At 67.8% G+C, this 22,368-nt stretch carries 22 protein-coding genes; 3 read left to right on the top strand and 19 right to left on the bottom strand.

Annotation, left to right across the window (positions count from 1 at the left end; translation table 11 throughout):
- Nucleotides 1–47: 47 nt before the first annotated feature.
- Nucleotides 48–326: a hypothetical protein gene (locus ACFVWL_RS05095; RefSeq protein WP_387179349.1), complete on the top strand. Its 279-nt coding sequence runs from the start codon at nucleotides 48–50 to the stop codon at nucleotides 324–326.
- A 42-nt stretch (nucleotides 327–368) separates the two neighbouring features.
- Here the strand turns inward: ACFVWL_RS05095 and ACFVWL_RS05100 are convergent, their stop codons facing one another.
- Together ACFVWL_RS05100 and ACFVWL_RS05105 are read right to left on the bottom strand one after the other, a co-directional pair.
- On the bottom strand, nucleotides 369–2,003 hold the full coding sequence (locus tag ACFVWL_RS05100; protein ID WP_387179352.1) for a fucose isomerase: 1,635 nt from the start codon (nucleotides 2,001–2,003) through the stop codon (nucleotides 369–371).
- Nucleotides 2,000–3,520, bottom strand: coding sequence for an FGGY-family carbohydrate kinase (locus tag ACFVWL_RS05105; RefSeq protein WP_387179354.1), 1,521 nt, complete (start codon nucleotides 3,518–3,520; stop codon nucleotides 2,000–2,002). Before ACFVWL_RS05105 ends, ACFVWL_RS05100 begins: the two co-directional genes overlap by 4 nt.
- Before the next feature lie 194 nt (nucleotides 3,521–3,714).
- On the opposite strand from ACFVWL_RS05105, the gene ACFVWL_RS05110 reads away from it, so the two are divergent.
- Nucleotides 3,715–4,005 (top strand): hypothetical protein, encoded by a 291-nt coding sequence (locus ACFVWL_RS05110; protein WP_017829636.1) that lies wholly within the window; start codon nucleotides 3,715–3,717, stop codon nucleotides 4,003–4,005.
- Between the two features lie 102 nt (nucleotides 4,006–4,107).
- Here ACFVWL_RS05110 and ACFVWL_RS05115 read toward each other — a convergent pair whose 3' ends face one another.
- Nucleotides 4,108–5,094, bottom strand: a complete 987-nt coding sequence (locus ACFVWL_RS05115) for a LacI family DNA-binding transcriptional regulator (protein WP_387179357.1) — start codon at nucleotides 5,092–5,094, stop codon at nucleotides 4,108–4,110.
- A gap of 172 nt (nucleotides 5,095–5,266) precedes the next feature.
- On the opposite strand from ACFVWL_RS05115, the gene ACFVWL_RS05120 reads away from it, so the two are divergent.
- Nucleotides 5,267–6,064 carry a DeoR/GlpR family DNA-binding transcription regulator gene (locus ACFVWL_RS05120; RefSeq protein WP_105525934.1) on the top strand — a complete coding sequence of 266 codons (798 nt, stop codon included), beginning with the start codon at nucleotides 5,267–5,269 and terminating at the stop codon, nucleotides 6,062–6,064.
- 88 nt (nucleotides 6,065–6,152) lie between these two features.
- Here the strand turns inward: ACFVWL_RS05120 and ACFVWL_RS05125 are convergent, their stop codons facing one another.
- The 16 genes from ACFVWL_RS05125 to dnaK all read right to left on the bottom strand — a co-directional run bounded on the left by ACFVWL_RS05125 (nucleotide 6,153) and on the right by dnaK (nucleotide 22,207).
- Nucleotides 6,153–7,112: a ketose-bisphosphate aldolase gene (locus ACFVWL_RS05125; protein WP_387179362.1), complete on the bottom strand. Its 960-nt coding sequence runs from the start codon at nucleotides 7,110–7,112 to the stop codon at nucleotides 6,153–6,155.
- Nucleotides 7,113–7,121: 9 nt separating this feature from the next.
- Nucleotides 7,122–7,778 carry a class II aldolase/adducin family protein gene (locus tag ACFVWL_RS05130; RefSeq protein ID WP_387179365.1) on the bottom strand — a complete coding sequence of 219 codons (657 nt, stop codon included), beginning with the start codon at nucleotides 7,776–7,778 and terminating at the stop codon, nucleotides 7,122–7,124.
- Nucleotides 7,775–9,304, bottom strand: a complete 1,530-nt coding sequence (locus tag ACFVWL_RS05135; protein ID WP_387179368.1) for an L-fuculokinase — start codon at nucleotides 9,302–9,304, stop codon at nucleotides 7,775–7,777. Before ACFVWL_RS05135 ends, ACFVWL_RS05130 begins: the two co-directional genes overlap by 4 nt.
- Nucleotides 9,301–10,188, bottom strand: a complete 888-nt coding sequence (locus ACFVWL_RS05140; RefSeq protein WP_387179370.1) for a carbohydrate ABC transporter permease — start codon at nucleotides 10,186–10,188, stop codon at nucleotides 9,301–9,303. Before ACFVWL_RS05140 ends, ACFVWL_RS05135 begins: the two co-directional genes overlap by 4 nt.
- A complete protein-coding gene (locus ACFVWL_RS05145; protein ID WP_387179372.1) occupies nucleotides 10,185–11,075 on the bottom strand; it encodes a carbohydrate ABC transporter permease in 891 nt (296 codons plus the stop codon). The genes ACFVWL_RS05140 and ACFVWL_RS05145 overlap by 4 nt, the downstream gene beginning before the upstream one ends.
- A 60-nt stretch (nucleotides 11,076–11,135) precedes the next feature.
- Nucleotides 11,136–12,452 (bottom strand): ABC transporter substrate-binding protein, encoded by a 1,317-nt coding sequence (locus ACFVWL_RS05150; RefSeq protein WP_387179375.1) that lies wholly within the window; start codon nucleotides 12,450–12,452, stop codon nucleotides 11,136–11,138.
- A gap of 293 nt (nucleotides 12,453–12,745) precedes the next feature.
- Nucleotides 12,746–13,186 (bottom strand): DoxX family protein, encoded by a 441-nt coding sequence (locus tag ACFVWL_RS05155; RefSeq protein WP_387179377.1) that lies wholly within the window; start codon nucleotides 13,184–13,186, stop codon nucleotides 12,746–12,748.
- A 118-nt stretch (nucleotides 13,187–13,304) separates the two neighbouring features.
- The gene (locus ACFVWL_RS05160) at nucleotides 13,305–14,174 is read right to left on the bottom strand and encodes a dihydrodipicolinate synthase family protein (protein WP_387179379.1); all 870 of its coding nucleotides are present in this window, start codon (nucleotides 14,172–14,174) and stop codon (nucleotides 13,305–13,307) included.
- Complete coding sequence (locus ACFVWL_RS05165; protein ID WP_387179381.1) at nucleotides 14,171–15,826, bottom strand: tripartite tricarboxylate transporter permease; 1,656 nt, start codon at nucleotides 15,824–15,826, stop codon at nucleotides 14,171–14,173. Before ACFVWL_RS05165 ends, ACFVWL_RS05160 begins: the two co-directional genes overlap by 4 nt.
- The gene (locus tag ACFVWL_RS05170) at nucleotides 15,823–16,374 is read right to left on the bottom strand and encodes a tripartite tricarboxylate transporter TctB family protein (RefSeq protein WP_387179383.1); all 552 of its coding nucleotides are present in this window, start codon (nucleotides 16,372–16,374) and stop codon (nucleotides 15,823–15,825) included. Before ACFVWL_RS05170 ends, ACFVWL_RS05165 begins: the two co-directional genes overlap by 4 nt.
- Nucleotides 16,375–16,439: 65 nt before the next feature.
- On the bottom strand, nucleotides 16,440–17,408 hold the full coding sequence (locus tag ACFVWL_RS05175; protein WP_387179386.1) for a tripartite tricarboxylate transporter substrate binding protein: 969 nt from the start codon (nucleotides 17,406–17,408) through the stop codon (nucleotides 16,440–16,442).
- A gap of 115 nt (nucleotides 17,409–17,523) precedes the next feature.
- Entirely contained in the window at nucleotides 17,524–18,186 is a 663-nt protein-coding gene (locus ACFVWL_RS05180; protein WP_387179389.1) for a GntR family transcriptional regulator, read from the bottom strand.
- A 51-nt stretch (nucleotides 18,187–18,237) separates the two neighbouring features.
- Entirely contained in the window at nucleotides 18,238–18,651 is a 414-nt protein-coding gene (locus ACFVWL_RS05185; protein ID WP_200942459.1) for a heat shock protein transcriptional repressor HspR, read from the bottom strand.
- A 40-nt stretch (nucleotides 18,652–18,691) separates the two neighbouring features.
- On the bottom strand, nucleotides 18,692–19,675 hold the full coding sequence (locus ACFVWL_RS05190) for a DnaJ C-terminal domain-containing protein (RefSeq protein WP_387179393.1): 984 nt from the start codon (nucleotides 19,673–19,675) through the stop codon (nucleotides 18,692–18,694).
- A 7-nt stretch (nucleotides 19,676–19,682) separates the two neighbouring features.
- On the bottom strand, nucleotides 19,683–20,339 hold the full coding sequence (locus ACFVWL_RS05195) for a nucleotide exchange factor GrpE (protein WP_387179396.1): 657 nt from the start codon (nucleotides 20,337–20,339) through the stop codon (nucleotides 19,683–19,685).
- Nucleotides 20,340–20,341: 2 nt separating this feature from the next.
- Nucleotides 20,342–22,207: a molecular chaperone DnaK gene (gene dnaK / locus ACFVWL_RS05200; RefSeq protein WP_387179399.1), complete on the bottom strand. Its 1,866-nt coding sequence runs from the start codon at nucleotides 22,205–22,207 to the stop codon at nucleotides 20,342–20,344.
- Nucleotides 22,208–22,368: the final 161 nt, after the last annotated feature.

Raw genomic sequence — 22,368 nt, forward strand, 5'->3', positions numbered from 1 at the left:
GACCGGAATACCGTGACAACCTGACCGCTCCGACTCACACTGGAGGCATGCGATTGAACGACCCGCAGGTATGGACGCTGATCGGCGTGTTCGCCGCCGTCATGCTCGGCGGCATGATGCTCATGACGACGCAACTGAGCCGCATCATCCGCGTCGAGGTCGATCGCGTCGAGGGCTCGCTATCCGCTCGCATCGACCGCGTCGAAGGCATCCTCTCGGCTCGCATCGACGGCATCGACGGGCGACTCGGGCGCATCGAATCGAAGGTCGACGACCTCGACACTGAGCTGACCAATCTCGCGACGCGTTTCTGGCGATCGCAGTAGCTCCTGCCGAAGTCACCCGGTGCCGACGCCCAACGCCTCCGCTCAGACCGTGACGTCTCCCACCAGGTTGACCGTGATGCCCATTCCGGCGAACATCGCGGCCTTCGCGATCAGGGCCTTGTCGGCCGTCTCGGCGTCCGGGGCGTAGACCAGCTGCGCGTGGTTGGCCTTGTGACGGGCCATGAACTGGTCGCGCGAGATGCCGTGCAGCACCACGTGGGCGATCGGCCACTCCGGGTTGGTGGCGTCCTTGCGGCGTTGCGTCTCCTCGGCGGGCAGCTCGACCACCGAGGCACGGAAGATGTCGGCCTGCAGGATGCCCTCGGCGATGAAGACGCGCGAGAGCACGATCTCGCCGGGTTTCGAGACGCCGTTGATCGTCGCGCCACCCGCGGGGAAGAACACGTGACCCTGCCGCCATCCCTCGGCGTGCTCCCATCCGCCCAGGTGCGAGGCGGGCACCGAGCCGGAGATCTCATAGACCCAGACGAACCGCCCCTCGTAGTCCTCGCCCCAGCGCACGTCGTGCAGGGTGTTGTCGGGCACGAGACCCATCGCGCGCCACACCCGGTCGGTGACGAGCGCGTCGACCGCGACGCCCTCGTCGGCTTCGTTGAAGTGCGGGAAGGCCCGGCCCTCGTGCAGGACGCGAGAGCCGTCGCGCGAGGTGACCGGCGGGCGTTCGGTGGAGTTCAGGATGCCCTCGGCCAGGTCGGATGCCGGCACCAGGTCCTTCAGCCCCTGCTGGTACTGGATTCCGACGGCGTCGAGCCCGAAGTCGTCGGCGATGCGGAGAGCGGCGATGTACATCTTCAGCTGCCACTGCACCTGCTCACGCGTGAGCTCGGTGACGGCATCCTCGCCGTACCGGAAGGTCATGCCCGCGTCGATCAGCCAGTCGTAGGCCGCATCCGCTTCGCCGTCGGTGACTTCGAGCATCTCGGCGTACAGGGCCGACTGCGACAGGCGCTCCTTGTAGATGCCCGTCTGGTTGAGCAGCTCGTCGTCGAAGATCGCGTTGTACATGCCCATGCAGCCCTCGTCGAAGACGCCGATGATGGCTTTCTCGGCGAGCAGCTCTGCGGCGAGCGCCTCGCCCAGTTGCTTCTCGGGGCTGTCCGGCAGCTCTGGCAGCGCCCGCACGTGCGAGGCGTCGTGGGTGATGGCGCCGGTCTCGGTCCACTCCTTGATGCCGTCGGTGAACCACTCGTCGGTGAAGTCGACCGACCAGGTGGTGGCGTAGGGCTTGTCCATCTTGGTGAGCCCCGCGTTCAGGCCGAGGAGCCCGACGAGCCCGGGCCAGTCGCCCGCGAAGTTCGCGACGGTGAGGATCGGCCCCTCGTGCGAACGGAGGCCGGCGAGCACGTGGTGGGAGTACTGCCAGTTGGCGATCGCGACGACCAGCGGCGCATCGACGGGGATGCTCTTGAACACCTCGAGGCCCATGCGCTGACTGGAGATGAAGCCGTGCCCGGTCTCGGGGTCCACGCCGAAGGGACGGATGACCTCCCACCCGAGCGCGTTCAGCACTCCGGTGACACCGCTCTCCAGCTCGACCTGCGTCGGCCAGCCGGCGACGTTCGCCGACTCGCGCAGGTCACCCGATGTGATGATGTACGCGGTCTTCGGTGCGGTCGCCGGGCGGGATGCCGTCGTCGGCAGGGTGTAGGTGGTCATGATGCCTCCGGGGTTGGGGTGGTCATGGTGGCGCCGCGCTGCACGGCGGCGAGTTCGTGGACGACCGATCTCGTCTCCTCGTACAGCCGCACGTAGCGGTCGAAGAGTGCGTCGTAGAGCGGTCGCACCCCCTCATCCGGGCTGATGCGCTCCGAGATGGGGTTCCAGTCGGTGATCGCAGGCACCTCGTCGGGGGCGGCGGTCGCGGTCGCGGCGAGGAAGGCCGCACCGTAACTTGCGCCGATCGTGGTGGCGGGCACCTCCTGCACGAGGCCGGTCACGTCGGAGACGATCTGCAGCCATAGCCGCCCCTGCGTTCCGCCGCCGACCGCGACGATGCGGCGGATGTCGGCACCCGCTGCACGCATGGTCTCGACGTTGTGCCGCACACCGAGCGCGGTCGCCTCCAGTGCCGCCCGATAGAGGTCACCTCGCGTGTGCTCGAGGGTGAGTCCCGCGATGACTCCTCGAGCGTCCGGGTCCTGGATCGGCGTGCGCTCGCCCGCGAAGTACGGCAGGACGAGGAGGCCGTGGGCTCCGGCACCCGAGGCCGCGGCATCGGCGAGCAGTTCGGGATAGTCGGCGCCGGTGAGACCCTTGAGCCAGGCGGTCAGCGCTCCCGAGGTCGACAGGCCGCCGGCAAGGTTCCGGGTGCCCGCGAAGGCACCGGCCGTCGTCCACATCGACGGCGTCCGCAGCGTCTCCGAGCCGTTGGTGAAGACCATGAACATCGTGGTCCCGTACATCAGCATGAGGTCGCCGACCTCGTGCGCACCGACACTGACGGCTTCGGTCCAGGCATCGATCGTGCCCGTGATCACGGGGGTGCCGGCGGGGATGCCGGTGAGCGCTGCGGCCTCGACGGTGACCTCTCCGGCGATCTCGCCCGCCCACTGGAGCGCGGGCTGATCGATCGCGTCCGCATACCGCGCCCACCACGGGTCGTGCCAGCACTCGCCGTCGATGTCGTAGAGCGGAGACACCTGGCTGGCGGACTGGTGGTCGAGAACGTACGCACCCGTGAGCCGGCGCACGAGCCACGACGCCGGCATGTACAGCCGTCGTGCCCGCTCTCGCGCCCCGGGCTCCTCGTCGGCGATCCAGACGATCTTCGGCCCGCCAGCCTGCGAGGTGAGGGTCGATCCGCCGACGCGTGTGATCTCGTCGACGCCGAGTTCCCGGGTGAGGCGCTCGATCTGTGCAGTCGAGCGGGTGTCGACGCCGTACAGGATCGCGGGGCGCACCGGTTCGTCGCGTTCGTCGGCGAGAAGGATGCAGGGGCCCATGCCGCTGACGCCGACGCCGACGACCTCGGCGTCCGGCACTCCGGCGAGCACCTCGCAAGCGATCGCCACGAACTCGTCCCACCAGATCGTGGCGTCCATCTCGACCCAGCCCGTGTGGGGACGATCGACGTCGTGCGCCCTGGTCGCCGATGCCAGGATGCCGCCGTCGGCACCGACCAGCACGCCCTTGCTGCTGGACGTGCCGATGTCCACCCCGAGGGTGCAGCGCATGGAGTCCTCCTCATGCCCGAACGACGGAGTCCGCGGCTTGATCGCCACTGTACGCGAAATCGATTTCATGACGCAAGACGCGAGTCTTCCTGCACCACTTTCACCAGAGAAGATCTGCCCACGAAGCGCGGCACCCTGGGCGAACAGCACCGGAATACCGTGACATTCTGGGCACCCCGAATCAGACTGGAGGCATGCGCTTGGACGACCCGCAGGTATGGACGCTGATCGGCGTCTTCACGACCATGATGCTCGGCGGAATGACCCTCATGACGATGCAGTTCAGCCGGGTGATCCGCGCCGAGATCGGCGGTCTGCGCGGCGAGCTGCGCGGCGAGATCGGTGGCCTGCGCGGCGATCTGAGCGGGCGGCTGGAGAGTCTCGAGGGCCGGCTCACCGGCCGGATCGATGCCCTCGAGCACAAGGTCGACAGCCTCGACAAAGAGGTGGCGAATCTCGCGACGCGGTTCTGGCGCTCACAGTAACCCCGCCCGACACCCCCGCCCGAGACCCGCGCCCGACGCCCCGCGCCCGACGCCCCGTGCCCGAAGAGGCGCCGGGAACCGCCCGCCCGATCAGCCCTCCGATCAGCCCCGCATCGCCCTCGCGGGCTGGAGTTCGTTGCGCAGCACCACCGTGCGCGCCGGCTGCGTGTCGCCCGTGATCCGCTCGAGCAGCATCCGCGCCGCGGTCACGCCCATGTGTCGCGCCGGCAGTCGCACGACGGTCACGGCGGTCGGCGAGAGCGTCGTGAACGGCAGCGAGCCGATCACGGCGACACCGACATCCGGCGGAGTGAGGCCGTGCTCCGTCAGCACCTGGATGGCTCCGACCCCGATCAGGTTGTTGCCGGCCACCACCGCATCCGGCGGTTCCGGGAGAGCGAGCAGTTCCTCCATCGCGGCGCGCCCGCCGTCGACACGGAACGTCGCGAAGCGCTCGAGCCCGTCGAGGGCGAGGTCGGGGTATGCCGCGGCGAGCGCGGAACGCCAGCCCGCGGCGCGTTCTGCGGCGGTGTCGATGTGCTCGGGGCCGCCGATGTAGGCGATGCGACGGTGGCCGGCACCGATCAGGCTCCGGGTCGCCGAGTCGCCGGCCGCACGGTTGGCCATCACGACACCGTCGACGTCGTAGGTCGTGCTGCGGTCGACGGCCACCACGGGGCGTCCGGTGGCGAGGATGCCGTCGAGGTCGGAATGCTCGTCGGCGGTCGCGATGATCACGCCGGACATGTTCTCGGCGATCGCGATCCGGAGGTACGTCGCCTCCTTCTCCACCTGCGCATCGGAGTTGCAGAGCACGACGGAGTAGCCGGCTTCGGAGGCGACGTCTTCGACCCCGCGCGCCATCTCGGTGAAGTACGGGTTCTCGATGTCGGGGATCACGAGGGCGATGACCTCGGAGCTCTGCCGACGCAGCGAGCGGGCGGCACGGTTCGGGGTGAAGTCCAGCGTCGCCGCAGCCGCACGGACGGCCGCCACCTTCTCGTCCGACACACTCGTGCCGTTGAAGACGCGCGAGACCGTCGCGGGCGAGACCCCCGCGAGCTCGGCGACGTCGTAGATCGTTGCCATGCCCTCCCCTCCTCCCGACCCAGTCCTGCTCCCCGCCGACCTCGGCCGGGTGGTGCAACAGTATCGCGCGGAGACGAAGGATCCGCGCCTCGCTGAAATCGATGCCAGCTTCGTGGAGAGCTCTCGAGGGAGCAACCGCCGACCGCTCCGGCGCCCCGAGTACGCTGAGGGGATGCCAGAGTGGTCGCAGACGGTCCCCGCAACGGTGCGGCGCGAGCAGATCGTGTCGATCATCGAACGCCAGGGCTTCGCCCGCGTGCAGGAGCTGAGCCGCACGCTCAGCGTCTCCGAGGTCACCGTGCGCAGCGATCTCGACCTCCTCGCCGAGGAGAACGTGATCCAGCGGGTGCACGGCGGGGCGATCTCGGGCATCAAGTCCACCGCCCACTCCCCCGACTACGAGCGTGCGCTCACCCGCGCCGTGACCGAGAAGCGACGCATCGGGAATGCCGCGGCCGCGCTGGTCGAGAGCGAGATGGCGATCCTGCTCGACGCGGGGACGACGACTCTCGCGATCGCGCGCGCCCTGCGCGCCCGCGAGGATCTGCGCGGCGTCGTGGTGTTCACGAACTCCCTCACGATCGCGCTCGAACTCGGGGTCGCGGAGCCGCACCACATCACGGTCGTCGTCACCGGCGGCACCGTGAACTACAAGCAGCGCTCGCTCATCGACCCGATGGGCGACATGTTCATCGGCTCCGTGCACAGCGACATCTGCTTCATCGGCTGCAATGGGGTCTCCGAGCGTGGATTCACGAACTCCAGCCTCCCCGAGGTGACCATGAAGCGCCGATACCTCGACTCAGCAGCTCGAGCCATCGTGGTCGCCGACAGCTCGAAGATCGGCAAGAGTCAGGTGATCCAGGTGGCTCCGCTCGCACGCGTCGACATGCTGATCACCGGCATCGAAGCGCCCCCGGCCGAGCTGGAGGCGCTTCGAGAGGCCGGGCTGACGATCGAGCTCGCCTGACCGGCAGCGCTGGATCGGCAGCGTTGGATCGGCAGCGTTGGATCGGCGGGGCGTGACCTGCGGGGCGTGACCTACGAGGCCGGAAACCTCAGGCGCGACCCGAGGACCCGAACTCGCGCATGCGCTGCGTGACCATCGCGCGGAACCCGGCCATCGCGGGCCGCAGCTGTTCGCTGGGCTCGACCACCGCGGGGTTGTCTTGCAGGAATGTGCGTAGCGCCGCGCTCCACGCGAGATGCGAGTCGGTCCCCTGATTGATCTTGCGGATGCCGGCGGCGATGCCCTCAGACTTCTGTGCGGGAGAGATCCCGTAGGAGGGGCGCACCTCTCCTCCGTGCGCGTTGATCGCGGCCACCGCTTCGGCCGGCACCGATGACGAGCCGTGCAGCACGAGGAACGTTTCCGGCAGCCGTCCCTTGATCTCCGCGATGAGGCCGAGCCGCAGCCGCTGGCCTCCGGCCTCGTCGGTGAACTTCACAGAACCGTGGCTCGTGCCCACCGCCACCGCGAGCGCATCCACTCCGGTCTGCTCCACGAACTCGACGGCCTGATCGGGGTCGGCGAACACGATCTCCTCGAGCACCCCGGCGATCCCGGCCTCCGCCCCGCCGATGGTGCCGAGCTCGCCCTCGACGCTCACGCCGGAGGGTGCGGCCGCCTCGACGACCCGACGCGTGAGAGCCACGTTGTCGGCGAAGGAGGCGGGCTCATCTGTGCCGCTCGCCCTGCTCGCGTCGATCATCACGCTCGTGAAGCCGTGCTCGATCGCCCGCACGCAGTCGTCATAGGTGCGCCCGTGATCCAGATGCAGCACCGCGGGGACGCCTTCGTACTCGGCGACCAGGCCGCGCAGACGGTGCCACCAGCGCGATTCGTCGTCGTAGGCCGACATCCCGGCTATCGCCTGCACGATCACGGGCGAACGCTCCGCCTCGGCGGCATCGAGCACCGCGATCGCCTGGTCGATGCTCGACACGTTGAAGGCGCCGACGGCGTAGCCACCCTCTTCGGCGGCGGCGAGCGCGGTGCGCAGCGTCTGCAGTGTCATCCCCGATCCTCAGAGCGACTCGGTGATGCCGAGAGTGTCGTAGTCGAGCACGATCGGGGTGTCGGTGAGCGCGCCCGCGTAGGCCTGCACCTTGGCCGCGGATTCCACCGCCACACTCGTCTTGAACGCGTCGCGCAGGTTGGGTCCGACCGTGAGCAGGCCGTGGTTCGCCCACACGACCGCGTTGAGGTCGCCCATCGCATCGCACATGTGCTCGCCGAACTCGGTGTTGTTGCTGAGCTCGAACGGCATGATCGGCACGTCGCCCTTGGTGTAGATCACCATGTTCACCAGCGTTCCCAGGATCGGGGAGCCCACGACACCCCAGACGTTCGAGAACACCGGCTCGGAGTGCACGATCGCATTCACGTCGGGGCGACGCCGGTACACGGCCATGTGCACGGTGACCTCGCTGGAGGGTCCGAGGCGTCCGTCGATCACCTCGCTGTCGCCGTTGACGAGCACGATGTCGTCGGCGCTCATCTTGTCGTACTCGAGGTCGGTCGGCGTGATGAGGAAGCGGTCCTCGACGCCGGGCACGCGGATGCTGATGTTGCCCTGCGTGTTGAAGTTGAGGCCGTACTCCATCGAGCGCAGGCAGTAGTCGAGGATCTCCTGGCGCGCGGCATCGATGTCGAAGTCGAGCTGGAGCGTCGTCTCGGTCATATCGTGTTCTCCTTCTGATGTGGCTGGTTCTGATGTGGCTGGTTCTGATGTGGCTGGTTCCGGGGTGTGTTCAGGTGCGGGGCGATGCCTCGCGTCACGTCGTAGAGGGCGACATAGGCGGCGCGCTGGGCGTCGTACCACTCGGCCGACGCGGCGTCGGGATCGGCCGACGCCTCAGGAGCGGGGGCGACGAGGAGACCGCGCGGATCGCCGCCGATCCCCCCGAGTGCGAGCATCGCCGCTCCGCGGGCGGAGGCATCACGGGCGACGGGCGTCATCCGCACTCCGGCAGCTGCGGCCCGAGCGGCGAGCGCCGCGGCATTCTCCGACCCCGCTCCCGTGACCTGCAGGTCATCGACCGGGACGCCGTGGGCATCCAGCGCCGTGATGATCTTGTGGAACTCGAAACCGGCAGCCTCCACGACCGCTCGCGCCAGTTCCGGCACCGTGGTGTCGAGGGTGAGTCCGTGGATCGTTCCGCGCGCGGAGGGGTCGTTGTCGAGCGTGCCGGAGCCGGCGAGGTACGGCAGCACGATGAGGGCGGGCGGACCTACGGCGAGTGTGCCGAAGACATCGCCGACGTCGCGGCCCAGGAGCCCGGCCAGCCATTCGAGCGCCCACCCTCCGGCGGCGGTGCCGGCGAGCGTGATCCAGGTCTCGTCGTCGAGGCGGTAGCTGGCGAAGCCTGTCGCGCCGAGACCTCGCGGGCGCCGGCGGGTGGCGACCGTGAGACAGTCGCTCGAGCCGAGTGCGATCACGGAGCGGACCCCCGCCTCCCCACCGGCGCCGAGGAAGGCGGCCGCCTGGTCATGCGTGCCGGCGACCAGGGGTGTTCCGGGCGCGAGACCGAGCACGGCCGCCGCACGTTCGTGGATGCCGCCGATCACCGAGCCGGAGGGAACGGGCATGGGGAGACGTTCGGCCCGCAGCCAGGGCGCGGAGACGCCAGCCGCGTCGAGGATCTCTTCGCTCCATTCGCCGCGATCGACATCGAGGATGCCGGTGCGTGCGGCCTGACCGAGATCGATGGCTGCGACGCCGCTCCACCGCTCGGCGACCAGGTCTCCGACGCAGCGGTAGCCTGCAGCCTCGGCCCAGACTTCATCGCCGGCCATGATCTTGAAGATCGAGAACATGCCGTGCAGCGGCTGCCCGGTGACGGCCGTGAAGCGGCCGTCACCGAGCCGCGCACCGAGCGCGACCGCGGGCTCGATGCCGCGGGTGTCCATGCTCACCGCCACCGGGGCGAGGGGGAGCCCGGACTCGTCGACGGGAACGACGGCCTCGCCGAGCACGCTGAAGCCGATGGCCTGCACCGCGTCGCCGAGCTGTGCGGCGTCGGCCGCCGCCGCGCGCACCACCTTCTCGGCGGCGGCGATGATCTCCTCGGCATCGAGCTCGACGCGGCCGCGCCCGTCGCGCCGCAGGGTGAGGGGTGCCGACGCTCCCCCGACCATCCGCCCGTCCGCGGCGAAGGCGACCGCCCGCACACCGCTGGTCCCGAGGTCGAGGCCGATGACGCTCATTTGATCGCCCCCGACAGGCCGTTCACCAGGTACTTCTGGATGAAGACGAACAGCAGCACGACCGGGATGGAGATCAGCACCAGGATCGCGAACAACGCACCCGGCTGCGACAGGTACATGCCGCGATAGGCGAGAGGGACGAGCGTGAGCGGCTTGAGCTCGTTGTCGCCGAGCGTGACGAGCGGCAGCAGGAAGTCGTTCCAGCTCATCATCGTCTGCCACACCGCGACCACGGCGAGAGCGGGCTTTCCCAACGGCAGGTAGATGCGCCAGAAGATCTGCCAGGAGTTCGCGCCGTCGAGTCGCGCCGCTTCATAGGTCTCGAGCGGGATCGCCAGGTACGAGGTGCGGATGATGATCACCGCGAACGGCAGCCCGAGGGCGCTGTACACGAGCACGAGCCCGAGGAGGTTGTTGTACAGCTGCATCGACTGCAGGATGCGGAACGTCGCGACCACGATGCTCGACATCGGCAGGATGAGCGCGAGGATCAGCACCCCGAAGATCAGGGCCTTGAGCGGCACCCGCAGTCGGGCGAGGGCGAAGGCGGTCATCGATCCGAGCAGGCAGACGAGCAGCACCGACGGCACCGTGATGAGGAGGCTGTTGAGCAGGTGCAGCAGGATCGGGTTCTGGTCCCAGATCGTGAGGTAGTTCTTGATGCTGAACTCTGCGGGGAACAGTCCGAAGAACTGCGTGCTGGGATTGTTCGGCGGCATCATCGAGAGCCCGACGACCATGATGATGGGCACGAGCCAGAGCACGGCGAGCGGCACGAGCACGAAGTGCAGCCAGCCGACGCGCCGTCCGGGGGCTCCATGGCGATGGCGACCGGCCGTGTCCTTCGGGACGATCAGGGTGCGGGTCTCGCTCGTCGCGGTCATTTCTCGTCTCCTGTGATGAATCCGGCGCCGAACACCCGCACCATCGAGAGCGAGCTCACGACGGCGACCACGAGCAGGACGACGCTGATGGCCGAGGCGTATCCGACGTTCTGCAGCTGGAAGGCTTCGAGGAAGGCGAACGTGGGGAGCATCTCGGATGCGTGGTTGGGGCCGCCCTGCGTGAGCACGTAGACGAGCTCGAAGGTCTTGAGCGATCCGATGATGCCCAGGAGCACGAGCGACAGGGTCGTCGTCTTCAGCAGCGGGAACGTGATGCGCACCATGGTCTGGAAGCCGCTGGCGCCGTCGATGCGCGCCGCCTCCACGAGGCTGGGATCGATCAGCTGGAGACCTGCGAGGTAGAACAGCATCGAGAACCCGGTCCACATCCACACGTTCACGAAGATCACCGCGAAGATGGCCGTCTGCGGGTCGGCCAGGTAGTTGCCGCCGAGGAACGTGAGCCCCGTGGCCTTGCCGATGGCGGTGAGCACGCCGTTGAACGGGTCGAGGATCCGCTGCCAGACGATGCCGACCACGACCGGCGAGAGGATCGCGGGGATGAAGAAGATTGCCCGGTAGATCGTGCTGCCGCGGAGCCCCTGATTGAGGGCGACGGCGAGGAGGAACCCGATCACGCCCTGCGGGACGATCGTCAGCACGATCCAGAAGGCCGAGTTGCGCAGGGTGATGAGGAACGTCGGGTCCTGGAACAGCTCCAGGTAGTTGCCGATCCCGACGGCCGTGCCGACGTTGACACCGTCCCAGTCGAGCGTGCTCGCCTGGACGTTGTACACGATCGGGTAGACCACGAACACCGCGAACAGGATGAGTGTCGGTGCCAGGAAGGCCAGGCCGACCAGCCGCTCTCTCGTCAGGATCTTCATGCGCGTTCCTCTCAGGCAGGGCCCGGGGAAGAGGTCCCGGGCCCTGCACGAATTCCGCTGTTACAGCGTGTCCTGGACGGCCTGTACGGACTCCGCCGCTTCCTGCGGAGTGGCATCGCCGGTCGCGATGGCGGCGAGCGCATCGGCCACGGCCTGGTCGAGCTTGGGCGACTCGAAGTAGCGCGAGTACTTCACCTGCGGGAGCCACTCGTCGACGAACAGGTTCCAGATCTGCTCCTGCTTCTCGCTCGTGAACTTCTCCGGTGCGAGGCCGGTGACGGCGGGCACGTCGTTCATGGTGTTGACGAGCTTCTGCGCGGCGGAGCCGGCGATGAAGTCGGTGAGCACCTTGCAGGCGAGCTCGGGGTTGGCCGTGTTCTTCGAGATGCCGAGGCTCACGTCGATACCTCCGACGAACTGCGACTCCGCGGCCCCACCGGGAATGGTCGGGAACAGGAACGGCTCGTAGCCGGACATGCCCTCAGAGAGCGGCGGGATGTCGGACTTCGTCGGGTCGGACTGCTGGATCCACCAGGCGCCGAGCGGGATCATGGCGGCGTTTCCGGCCTCGAACTGGTTCACCGCCGACGGGTACGCGTCGAGGCCGATCGCGCCGTCCTGGGCGATGCCGTCGGAGAACAGCTTGCTCCAGTAGTCGAACGCCTTCACGATGGCGGGGTCGGTCCACGGCACGGTGCCCGCCTCGGCCTCGTAGACGGTCCCGGGCGAGACGTTGTTGGCGATCTGCAGGAACACGACGTTGCGCAGCCACGAGTCCTTGGCCGGCAGCAGGAACGGGGCGGCGTCACCGCCGCTGAGGTCCTTCGTGGTCTGGACGAGCTCGTCCCAGGTCTTCGGCACACTCAGGCCCGCCTCATCGAAGATCTCGGAGTTGGCCCACAGGTTGACGGTCTGGGTGAGGATCGGGAGCGAGTAGAAGTTGTCATCACCCTCGGGGTTGCCCATCCGCGCCTGCTCGATACCGATCGGGTAGAACTTGCTCTGCCAGTCGTCGCCCCAGGTCTCGGCGGCGCAGTCCTGCAGCGGCATCAGATTCTCGCGGTACTGCTGGGTGAGCGCTCCGGGCTGCAGGCCGAGCACGTCGGGCATCGTGTTCGAGCTGGCGCGGCTCTGCAGGTCGACGAGATACTCCGGGTAGTTGAAGATCGTCGCATCGATCTTCGATCCCTCGTTCTCGGCCTGGAAGGCCTCGATCATCTGGCGGGTCGTCTGCTCGATCGGGCTCCACGAGCGGAACGTGATGGTGTCGCTGGAGGCGTTCCCCGACGCGTCCGGCGCTGCGCCTCCGGCGCAGGCGGTGACTCCGAGTGCGGTGATGACCGTGGCCACTCCCGCGAGGCTCCTCTTGAGCTTCATCTGCAATCCCCTTACTTCGCTGTAAAAGTCCTCGGCGAGATGCCGGATGCGCTCAGTTTAGGTTTATTTGCGTATTATTCGCCAGGAATCCGGGGCACCTCGGGGAAAGTCTTTCTATTTCTGTGTTTTCACATATGTTGGTCGTCGAAATCGAAAGCGGACGGGTGCGCAGAGGCCGCAACGGCGCGGAATGCGGGTTTCTGTTTCGCAACACCCCGCCCTCGTGATACCCGCACAGACGACGGATGCCGCGACCCCTCGGGCCACGGCATCCGTCGTGCTGCTGAGGTTCTTCAGCTCAACCAGGCCGGTGCACGTCCTCGCAGGAACGCCCCGTCGAGGGAGAACCGCCCCGCGCCCGTGAGCGCGAGTGCGAGAGCTGCCGCGCCGAGGACGGCGACGAACTCGTAGCCGCCCTCACCGACCCAGAGGCCGGCGGGAAGGTGCACGGCGATGAGTGCGACGATCATGTCGATCGCCAGCAGGATTCCGACCGGACGGGTGAACAGGCCCAGCATCAGGAGGATGCCGCCGATGAGCTCGACGAAGGCGACGACGGGCCCGGCGATCTCCGGGAGGGGGACCCCCATGCCCGCGAAGCTGCCGATCGTTCCGGGGAGCGTGAACTCGAAGATCTTCTGCGCGCCGTGTGCGGCGAAGATCGCACCGACGACCACGCGCAGGACGAGGAGTCCCAGCGAGGGTGCGGCGGAAGGGGCTTTGGTGTTCGTCATGAGGAGTTCTTCCTTCGTGGCAGGACACCCGCGCGCCTGGCGCGGAGCAGGGGCTTTCCCTGCGTCCACGCTAGGAAGAGGACATTTCCATCTCCTGTGACCTGTCACCGGTGATGTGTCACCGGTGCGCGGCCACTACTTCGGCGACGGCGATGCGCTCGGCGGCGCTCGGCTCCGCGATCGCCATGCGGCAGTGCGTGTCGACGACCTCCAGCACGCGGTACGCCTCCTTCATGCGCGCCATGTCGCCGCCGATGAGCGCGACCACATCGTCGACCGCATCCTGTGCGGCGACGATGGCTGCCGCGTCTCCCGACCGCCCGGCATCAGCGAGAGCCCGGAACGGCTTCGGCGTGACCGACGACACTCCGGAGACGACGCCCTGCGCTCCGACCTCGACAGCGGCGATCAGGTCGCGGTCGGCGCCGGTGTAGAGATCGAAGTCGGCCGGCACGACGGCACGGTAGGCGGCGATGTCCGCGAGCGAGAGTTCACTGATCTTGGCCCCCACGACGTTGGGCAGCTCGGCGAGCCGCACGAGGAGCTCCGGCGACACCGGGTTGCCACTGCGAGCCGGGTAGATGTAGACGTACAGTCGCCCGTCGCCGACAGCCTCCGACACCGCGCGGTAGTAGTCGAAGATCGCCTCATCCGTCGCGCGCAGGTAGTACGGCGTCAGCGCGGCGAACTCCACGGCCCCCAGCTCGCGGGCGATACGGGTCAGCCGCACGGCCTCGAAGGTGCTGGGGCGCCCGACGTGCACGACCACGCGCATGCGGTGCTGCAGCTCGGCCAGCGCCGCTTCGACGATGGCCGCGAACTCGTCGGCGTCGACCGCGGGGAACTCCCCCGTCGTGCCGAGCACGAACGCCCCCTCGTTGCCCGAGTCGGCGACGAATCGGAAGATCGCACGCGAACCCTCGATGTCGAGGGCGCCGTCGCGGTGGAACGCGGTGGGCACGGCGGTCAGGATGTCGTAGCGGGTCACTTCTCGGTCTCCTCGGAGTTCTTGCGGGGCTTACGGGCACGACGCCGCGGGGCGTCGACGTTGCGGACGGTGGAGGTGAGCAGATCCGGCTGGGCGGCGAGCTCGTCGTGCGCCTTCTCGATCTGCTCGATGCTGTCGTCGTGCAGGATCGAGTCCGCGAGCGAGGCGCGCTCGGCACGGGGGCGGCGGGCGGCGCGGATCGCCGGCATCACGATCGAGAGCACCGCGAGTGCGAGCAGCACGAGCGCGATGGGGCTGACGACCTCGAAGAACGGACGCGTGGGCAGGATCGCCAGCGTGCGGGCGAGGTTCTCCTCGGCGAGCGGACCGAGCAGCAGTCCGAGGACGATGGGACCCGCCGGCACCTGCATGCGCTTGAGCATCACGCCGATCACGCCGAACACGAGCATCGTCACGACGGTCGAGAGGCTGTTCGAGGTGGCATAGGTGCCGATGATGCAGAAGATCAGGATGCCGCTCCACAGGTACGGCTGCGGCACGTCGAGCAGCTTCACCATGCCCTTCATGCGCACCAGGCTCAGGCCGAGCGAGAGGATCGTCGCGATCAGCATGATGCCCACGATCGAGACGACCAGGTCGGGACGGTTGGTGAACAGGGTGGGGCCCGGCGTGATGCCCCAGATGATCATGGAGCCGATCATCACGGCCATCACCGAGTCGCCCGGGATGCCGAGCGCCATGGTCGTGGTGAGCGATCCGCCCAGCGTGGCGCTCGAGGCGGTGTCGGAAGCGGCGACACCCTCGATCGATCCCTTGCCGAACATCTCGGGATGCTTCGACGCCTTGCGCGCCCGCTCCCATCCGATGAGTCCGGCGATGTCGCCGCCGGCCGCGGGGATGAGCCCGACGCCGAGTCCGACGGCGCCGCCGACCGCGGTCGCACGCCCGCTCTGCTTCAGCTCGGCGCGGTTCGGCCACCAGCGTCCGAGGCTCGAGATCGGGCGCACGACCGACTTCCGATGCGTGAGCAGTTGGTCGAACAGCTCGGCGATGCCGAACAGCCCGATGATCACGGCGATGAAGTTGACGCCCTCGACGAGTTCGAGCACCCCGAAGGTGAAACGCTGATCGGCGGTGGCCGCGTACGTGCCGACGCTGCCGAGCATGAGGCCGAAGAGTCCGGCGAGGATGCCCTTGAGCATCGACTTCGACGAGATGCCGATCATGATCGCGATGCCGAAGACCACCAGCGCGAACAGCTCGGGCGACTTGAAGTAGTCGCGGGCGAAGCTGGCGATCGGCACCGCGGCGACCGCGAACAGCACGAGCGAGGCCAGGATGCCGACGGCCGAGACGATCGCGGAGATGGTGAGCGCGAGACCCGCCCTGCCCTGTTTCGCCATCGGATACCCGTCGAGGGTGGTGGCGATGGACGCGGGGGTCCCCGGGGTGTTGATGAGGATCGACGGCACCCGATCGCCGAAGTTCGCCGCGACGTAGATCGTCAGCAGCACGGCGAGGCCCTGCACGGGCTCGAGGGTCATCGTGAAGCCGGCAGCGAGCGCGACGGCCATGGTCGCGGTGATGCCGGGGAAAGCTCCGACCATGAAGCCGAGCACGAGGCCGACGAGCATGTAGAGCAGGATCGAGATGTCGAGGAGCGAGTTCAGCCCCTCCATGAGCGCGTTCACAGGGGGATCCTCAGGAGCATCCCGAACACGACGTAGACGAACGCCGTGACGGAGGCGGAGTAGATGATCAGGCTCAACCAACGGCGGTGGCCGTAGAGGAGCATGAGGGCGGCCATCAGCAGGGCGGCGGCGATCGGGAAGACCTCGATGCGGTAGCCGAAGAGGATGACGGAGCCCAGCGACCACAGCGCGATGAAGGCGCCGGTGATCGCGAGCGTGGCGATGACGCGGAGGTAGCCGCCGGGCTGGATGCGCTCGAGGTCCTCGCGGGTCGGAGCGGGACGGGTGACCGCGACGGCGAGCAGCGCGATGGCGATGACGACCCCGGTGACCCCGATGACGAGGGGCCAGAAGCGGGCGTCGATCTGCCCGGGGGCGGCCTCTCGGCGCAGCGGGATCTGCGTGGAGAGGAAGAGGTAACCGGCGGTGAACGCCAGGGCGACGACCGCGAAGACGATCTCGAGCGGTCGCGATGCGGGCGCGCCCTGATACTCGCCGGCTGGATCGTCGTGGCCCGCCGGTTGCGCCGCGGTGTCGGGGGTGGACATCATGCTCCTTCTTTCATCGAAGGGGAACAGCTGCGGGGCCGGTCTGCACCGGCCCCGCAGTGTTCTCAACCCAGGAGATCCTTGAACAGGTCGAACTGCTCGTCGACGAACGTGGTCCACTCGGCGGAGTCGCGGTAGACGACCAGGTTCCCGGCATCAGCCTGGAACTTCTGGTAGCTGTCGGAGTCGACGGCCTTCTTGACCGCGGCCTCGAGGGTCGACTTCACGTCATCGGGCAGACCCTTGGGGGCGTAGATGCCGCCCCAGCCGCCGAAGACCACGTCTTCACCGATGGCCTCTTCGACGGTCTCGACGTCTTCTGCGTCGGGGTGGCGCACATCATTCATGACGGCCAGGATGCGCACGGCCTCGCCCTGCGCGAGAGCCTCGCCGAGTCCCGAGACCGCAGCGACCGTCTCGCCGGAGGCTGCGGCCGCGACGGCGGTCGCACCGCCGTCGTAGGGCACCGGGGTGAAGTCGGCCGCAGTCGCGTCGCCGAGTCCGATGGTCGCGGCCTCCCAGATGGAGCCGGCACCGGAATTGGCGACCGTGACCGCGCCGGACTTCGCCTGGCTGACGAGGTCTTCCAGCGTCTCGATGCCACTGTTCGCACCGACTGTGACCACGCCGGGGGCCAGCATGATCTGGCCGAGCAGGTCGAAGTCCTCCGGCAGCACGTTCGCGCTCTGCGTGGTGTTGAGCATCGCGATCTCGACGGGGGCGAAGCCGATGACGTAGCCGTCGGGATCCTGCGCGCCCACGTACTCCATGGCGAGGGCTCCGGCAGCACCGGGCATGTTCTCCGGGATGACGCTGATGCCGAGGATCTTCTCCAGCTCCGTGGCGAGCGCGCGCGAGGACAGGTCGGACCCTCCGCCGGGGTTCGCCTGGATGATGAGTCGGATGTCGTTCTCGGGGAACGCCGATCCGGTTTCCTCGCCCTCTTCGACCTTGGTGCAGGCCGAGACGATGAGAGCGGTGGCTGCGAGGGCGGCGATCGCGGCAGCCGCCCGGGTGATGCGCTTGCGGGGCATCTTTGCTCCTCTACGTGGGTCGACCCTGTTGTCGACATCCTGACCGTAGCAGTGTTGACTGTTAACAGTCAACACTGAAGCGTGCCCGTATCGCCTTCATGCGGGAAAGGCTCGCTCAGTCGCGGGCGGCGATCTCGCTCAGCATGCGCTCGCGGGCGCCGTCCAGGTGCTCCGTCAGCACCTTGGCAGCCTGGGTCGGCGTGCCGCTGCGCATCACGTCCATGAGCTTGACGTGGTCGCTCGACGACTCGTGCAGGTCTTCGTCGTGGTTGATCGTGACTTCGAGCAGCGCAGTGAACGTCGGAAGGTACTGGTTCCATGCGCCCTCGAGACGCGGATGGTCGGCGAGCGCGTAGATCTGCGAGTGGAACTCGAGATCGGCCGCGACGAAAGCCGCGTGGTCGCCGGCGTCCGCCGCCTCGCCCATGCGCTCGACAGCCGCCGCCATCGCCGCCCAACGCGCATCGTCATCGACGCGCATGGCCCGCGCGAGGGCGAGCTGCTCGAGCGCACCACGCAGGCTGTAGAGCTGGTCGACGTCGTCGTGCGTGAGGCCGACGATGTATACGCCGCGCGGTCGCTGCACCTCGACGAGCTTCTCGAAGCTCAACTGCGTCAGGGCATCGCGCACCGGTCCGCGGCTGACCGAGAACTCCTCGGCCAGCGCCTCTTCGGTGATGCGTTCGCCCGGGGCGAGTTCGCCGCGCACGATGCGGTGCCGCAGCACCCGCGCCACCTGGGCACCGAGAGATTCTCCGCGCGTGACGGTCTGCGTCATGGTGACCTCCTGTTAACTGTTGACAGGATACACACCACGGCGGTGCTTGACCTAGGCGCTCCCCCGCGGGTCCCAGAGCACGACTTCGGTCGAGCGCCGCAGACGCCGCCCGGTCGGCATGGGCACGACGCCGGCGGAGCCCGCGGCGAACACGCGCACTCCGGGACGACTCTCGCGCTCGGTGCGCAACGCACTCTCGAGCACGGCGATGCGGTTGCGCAGCGCCCTGTTCTCGTCTTCGAGGTCGAGCAGACGAGCGATCGCGGGGAGGCTCACGCCTTCGGAGGAGAGCTGAGCGACCTCGCGCAGCTGCTCGATGTTCCGGGGCGAGTACCGTCGCGAACCGCCGGAAGTGCGTCCGGGGACGACGAGTCCGATGCGGTCGTACTGCCGCAGCGTCTGGGGATGAAGGCCGGAGAGCTCGGCGGCGGCCGCGATCGCGAACACCGGGGTGTCAGCATTCATCATGAACGCCTCCGCCCCCGGTGCCCGCTTCGACGACTGCTCATCGCCGCGCCTTCGCCATCAGCTCGGCCCGCGGGTTCTCCTGCGGCTCGAGCTTCTGGAACTCCTCGAGCGCCGCACGTGCGGCCTCGTCGAGGTGCGTCGGCACCGCGACCTGGAGCTCGGCGAGCAGATCGCCCGTGCCCTTCGATGTCGCGACGCCACGGCCCTTGACCCGCAGCACCCGCCCGGAGGGGGTGCCGGGTGCGACGCGGAGCTTGACCACGTCACCTCCGAGAGTGGGGACCTCGATGGTCGCGCCGAGAGTCGCCTCGGTGAACGTCACCGGCACCACGACGCGCAGGTTGAGGCCGTCGCGGGTGAAGACCGGGTGCGGACGCACCGTGATCTGCACCACGATGTCTCCGCTCTCCCCGCCGTCGGGCGAGGGCCGGCCACGACCGCGCAGACGGATCTTCTGCCCGTCCGCCACACCCGCGGGGATCTTCACCTTGAACGGCTTGCCGTCTTCGCCCTGCAGGGAGATGGTCTCGCCCTGCACGGCGGTGGCGAAGTCGAGCGTGGTGCGCGCCGTGACGTCGGCACCGCGCTGGGGACCGCCGAAGCCGCGATAGCCGCCGCTCGGCTGCCCGAAGCGTCCGTTGCCGAAGCTCGCGCCCTGACCCTGGTTGAACATCGCGAAGATGTCCTCGAAGTCCGCGGTCTGCCCTCGACCCTGCTGGCCGAACCGGCTGAACACGTCTTCGAAGCCGCCGGCGCCCTGGCCACCCGCTGTGAAGCGGGCGCCGGAACCCATGGCGCGGATCTCGTCGTACTCCTTGCGCTGTTCGGCGTCGGAGAGAACCGAGTAGGCCTCGCTGATCTCCTTGAACTTCGCCTCGGCCGTGGCATCACCCTGATTGGAGTCCGGGTGGTACTTCCGCGCGAGCTTGCGATACGTCTTCTTCAGATCCGCATCACTGACGTCCTTGGAGACCCCGAGGGTCTTGTAGAAGTCCTTGTCGAACCAATCCTGGCTGGCCATCGATCACCTACCCTTCCGGGACAGCGACGACGACCTTCGCGGGACGCAGCTCGACGTCTCCGAGGCGGTAGCCCACCTCGACGACCTCGAGGATCGTGGTCTTCTCGGCGCCGGGGGTCGGCTGCTGGAAGATGGCCTCGTGGCGCTGCGGGTCGAATTCCTCGCCCTTCGCGCCGTACGCGACCACTCCGAGACGCTCCACGACCGTGCGCACCTTGTCGGCGATCACGGCGAAGGGCGTGCCCTCCACCAGATCACCGTGCTGAGCCGCGCGGTCGAGGTCATCGAGCACGGGGACCAGGCCCTTGGCGGCCTCGCCCTTCGCGCGCTCGATCTCGACCTGGCGCTGCTCCTCGGTGCGGCGACGGTAGTTGGCGTACTCGGCCTGGAGGCGCTTGAGGTCGTTCAGCAGCGTGGATTCGAGGTCGGCGAGCACGGCGTCTTCCGCCGCGGCTTCGCCGGTCTGCGTCGCTCCGAGGATGTCGTCGACCGTGAGGTCGTCGGGGGCGCCGTCGACAGGGGTCTCGTCCGACCCCTCGGCAGCCTTCGCCTCGGTGGAGTCCGGGTTCTGCGGCGCGGGGCCGGATGCCTGAGCATCCGACCCCTCGCTGCGACCTTCGGCGGACTCAGGAAACTGGTTCTCGTCGAAGTTCTTGTCCGTCATGATTACTTCTTCTCGTCCTCGTCGTCGACGACCTCGGCGTCGATGACGTCTTCCTCGGAGGAGGGAGCGTCACCGGCCGGGGCCTCGCCGTCAGCCGAAGCGCCGGAAGCGGCATCCGCCTGGGAGGAGGCGTAGATGGCCTCGCCGAGCTTGGACTGCGACTGGTTGAGCTTGTCGAATGCGGTCTTCACGGCCTCGTCGTCTTCGCCGGCCAGCGCCGTCTTGAGCGCGTCGACGTCGGCCTTGACCTCGGTCTTCACGTCTTCGGGCAGCTTGTCGTCGTTCTCGGTGATCAGCTTGTCGATCGAGTACGCGAGCGTCTCGGCCTGGTTGCGGACCTCGGCGGCCTCACGACGCGCCTTGTCCTCAGCCGCGTGCTCCTCGGCCTCGCGCACCATGCGCTCGATGTCTTCCTTCGACAGCGAAGAGCCGCCGGAGATGACGATCGACTTCTCGGTGCCGGTGCCCTTGTCCTTGGCGGACACGTGCACGATGCCGTTGGCATCGATGTCGAAGGTGACCTCGATCTGCGGGATGCCACGGGGAGCCGGAGCGATACCCGTCAGCTCGAACGTGCCGAGCGGCTTGTTGTCGCGCGTGAAGTCACGCTCGCCCTGGAAGACCTGGATCGCGACGGACGGCTGGTTGTCGTCTGCCGTGGTGAAGGTCTCGCTGCGCTTGGTCGGGATGGCCGTGTTGCGCTCGATGAGCTTGGTCATCATGCCGCCCTTGGTCTCGATACCGAGGCTGAGGGGGGTGACGTCGATGAGGAGAACGTCCTTGCGCTCACCCTTCAGGACACCGGCCTGGAGAGCGGCGCCGACGGCGACGACCTCATCCGGGTTGACACCCTTGTTCGCGTCCTTGCCGGTCTCGCGCTTGACGAGCTCGGCGACCGCAGGCATACGCGTCGATCCACCGACGAGCACGATGTGGTCGATCTCGGACACCTTGATACCGGCTTCGCGGATGACATCCTCGAACGGCTTCTTGGTGCGGTCGAGAAGGTCCTTCGTGAGGTCCTCGAACTTGGCGCGGGTGATGGTCTCGGAAAGCGACACCGGGCCGGACTCGGTCAGCGACAGGTACGGCAGGTTGATGCTGGTGGAGGTCGAGGAGGAGAGTTCCTTCTTCGCCTGCTCCGCAGCCTCCTTGAGACGCTGCAGGGCGATCTTGTCACCCGAGACGTCGACGCCCGTGGTCTCCTTGAACTGCTTGATCAGGTAGTCGACGAGACGCTGGTCCCAGTCGTCTCCACCGAGGCGGTTGTCGCCGGCGGTCGAGCGCACCTGGATCGTGGAGAAGTCGTCGTCCTTGCCCACCTCGAGCAGCGAGACGTCGAACGTGCCGCCACCCAGGTCGAAGACCAGGATGAGCTCGTCTTCCTTGCCCTTGTCGAGGCCGTAGGCCAGAGCGGCCGCGGTCGGCTCGTTGATGATGCGCAGGACGTTGAGGCCCGAGATCTCGCCGGCCTCCTTGGTGGCCTGACGCTCGGCGTCGTTGAAGTACGCGGGGACGGTGATGACCGCGTCGGTCACCGTGTCACCCAGGTACGCCTCGGCGTCGCGCTTGAGCTTCATGAGGATGCGCGCGGAGATCTCCTGCGGCGTCCACTTCTTGCCGTCGACGTCGAAGCTCCAGTCGGTGCCCATGTGGCGCTTGACGGAAGCGATCGTCCGGTCGACGTTGGTGACGGCCTGGCGCTTCGCGGTCTCACCGACGAGCACCTCCCCGTCCTTGGTGAAGGCCACGACCGAGGGGGTCGTGCGGAAGCCCTCGGCGTTGGCGATGACCTTGGGCTCGCCACCCTCGAGGACGCTGACGACGGAGTTGGTGGTTCCGAGGTCGATACCGACAGCACGTGCCATGTGTTCTCTCCTTTGTTGGAAGTTCGTTGTGGTTCGGAAATCTGCGGCGATCAGGAAAACCTGAGTCGCGATGACTCAAGTGTAACGAGGGGTTGCGGAGGTGTCAAATGAACTTGATATGAACTGACTCAACTTTGACGATCATGACCACCGGGAATCAG

The organism is Microbacterium sp. NPDC058269 (assembly GCF_042881445.1).
In the GTDB taxonomy this organism is placed as follows: domain Bacteria; phylum Actinomycetota; class Actinomycetes; order Actinomycetales; family Microbacteriaceae; genus Microbacterium.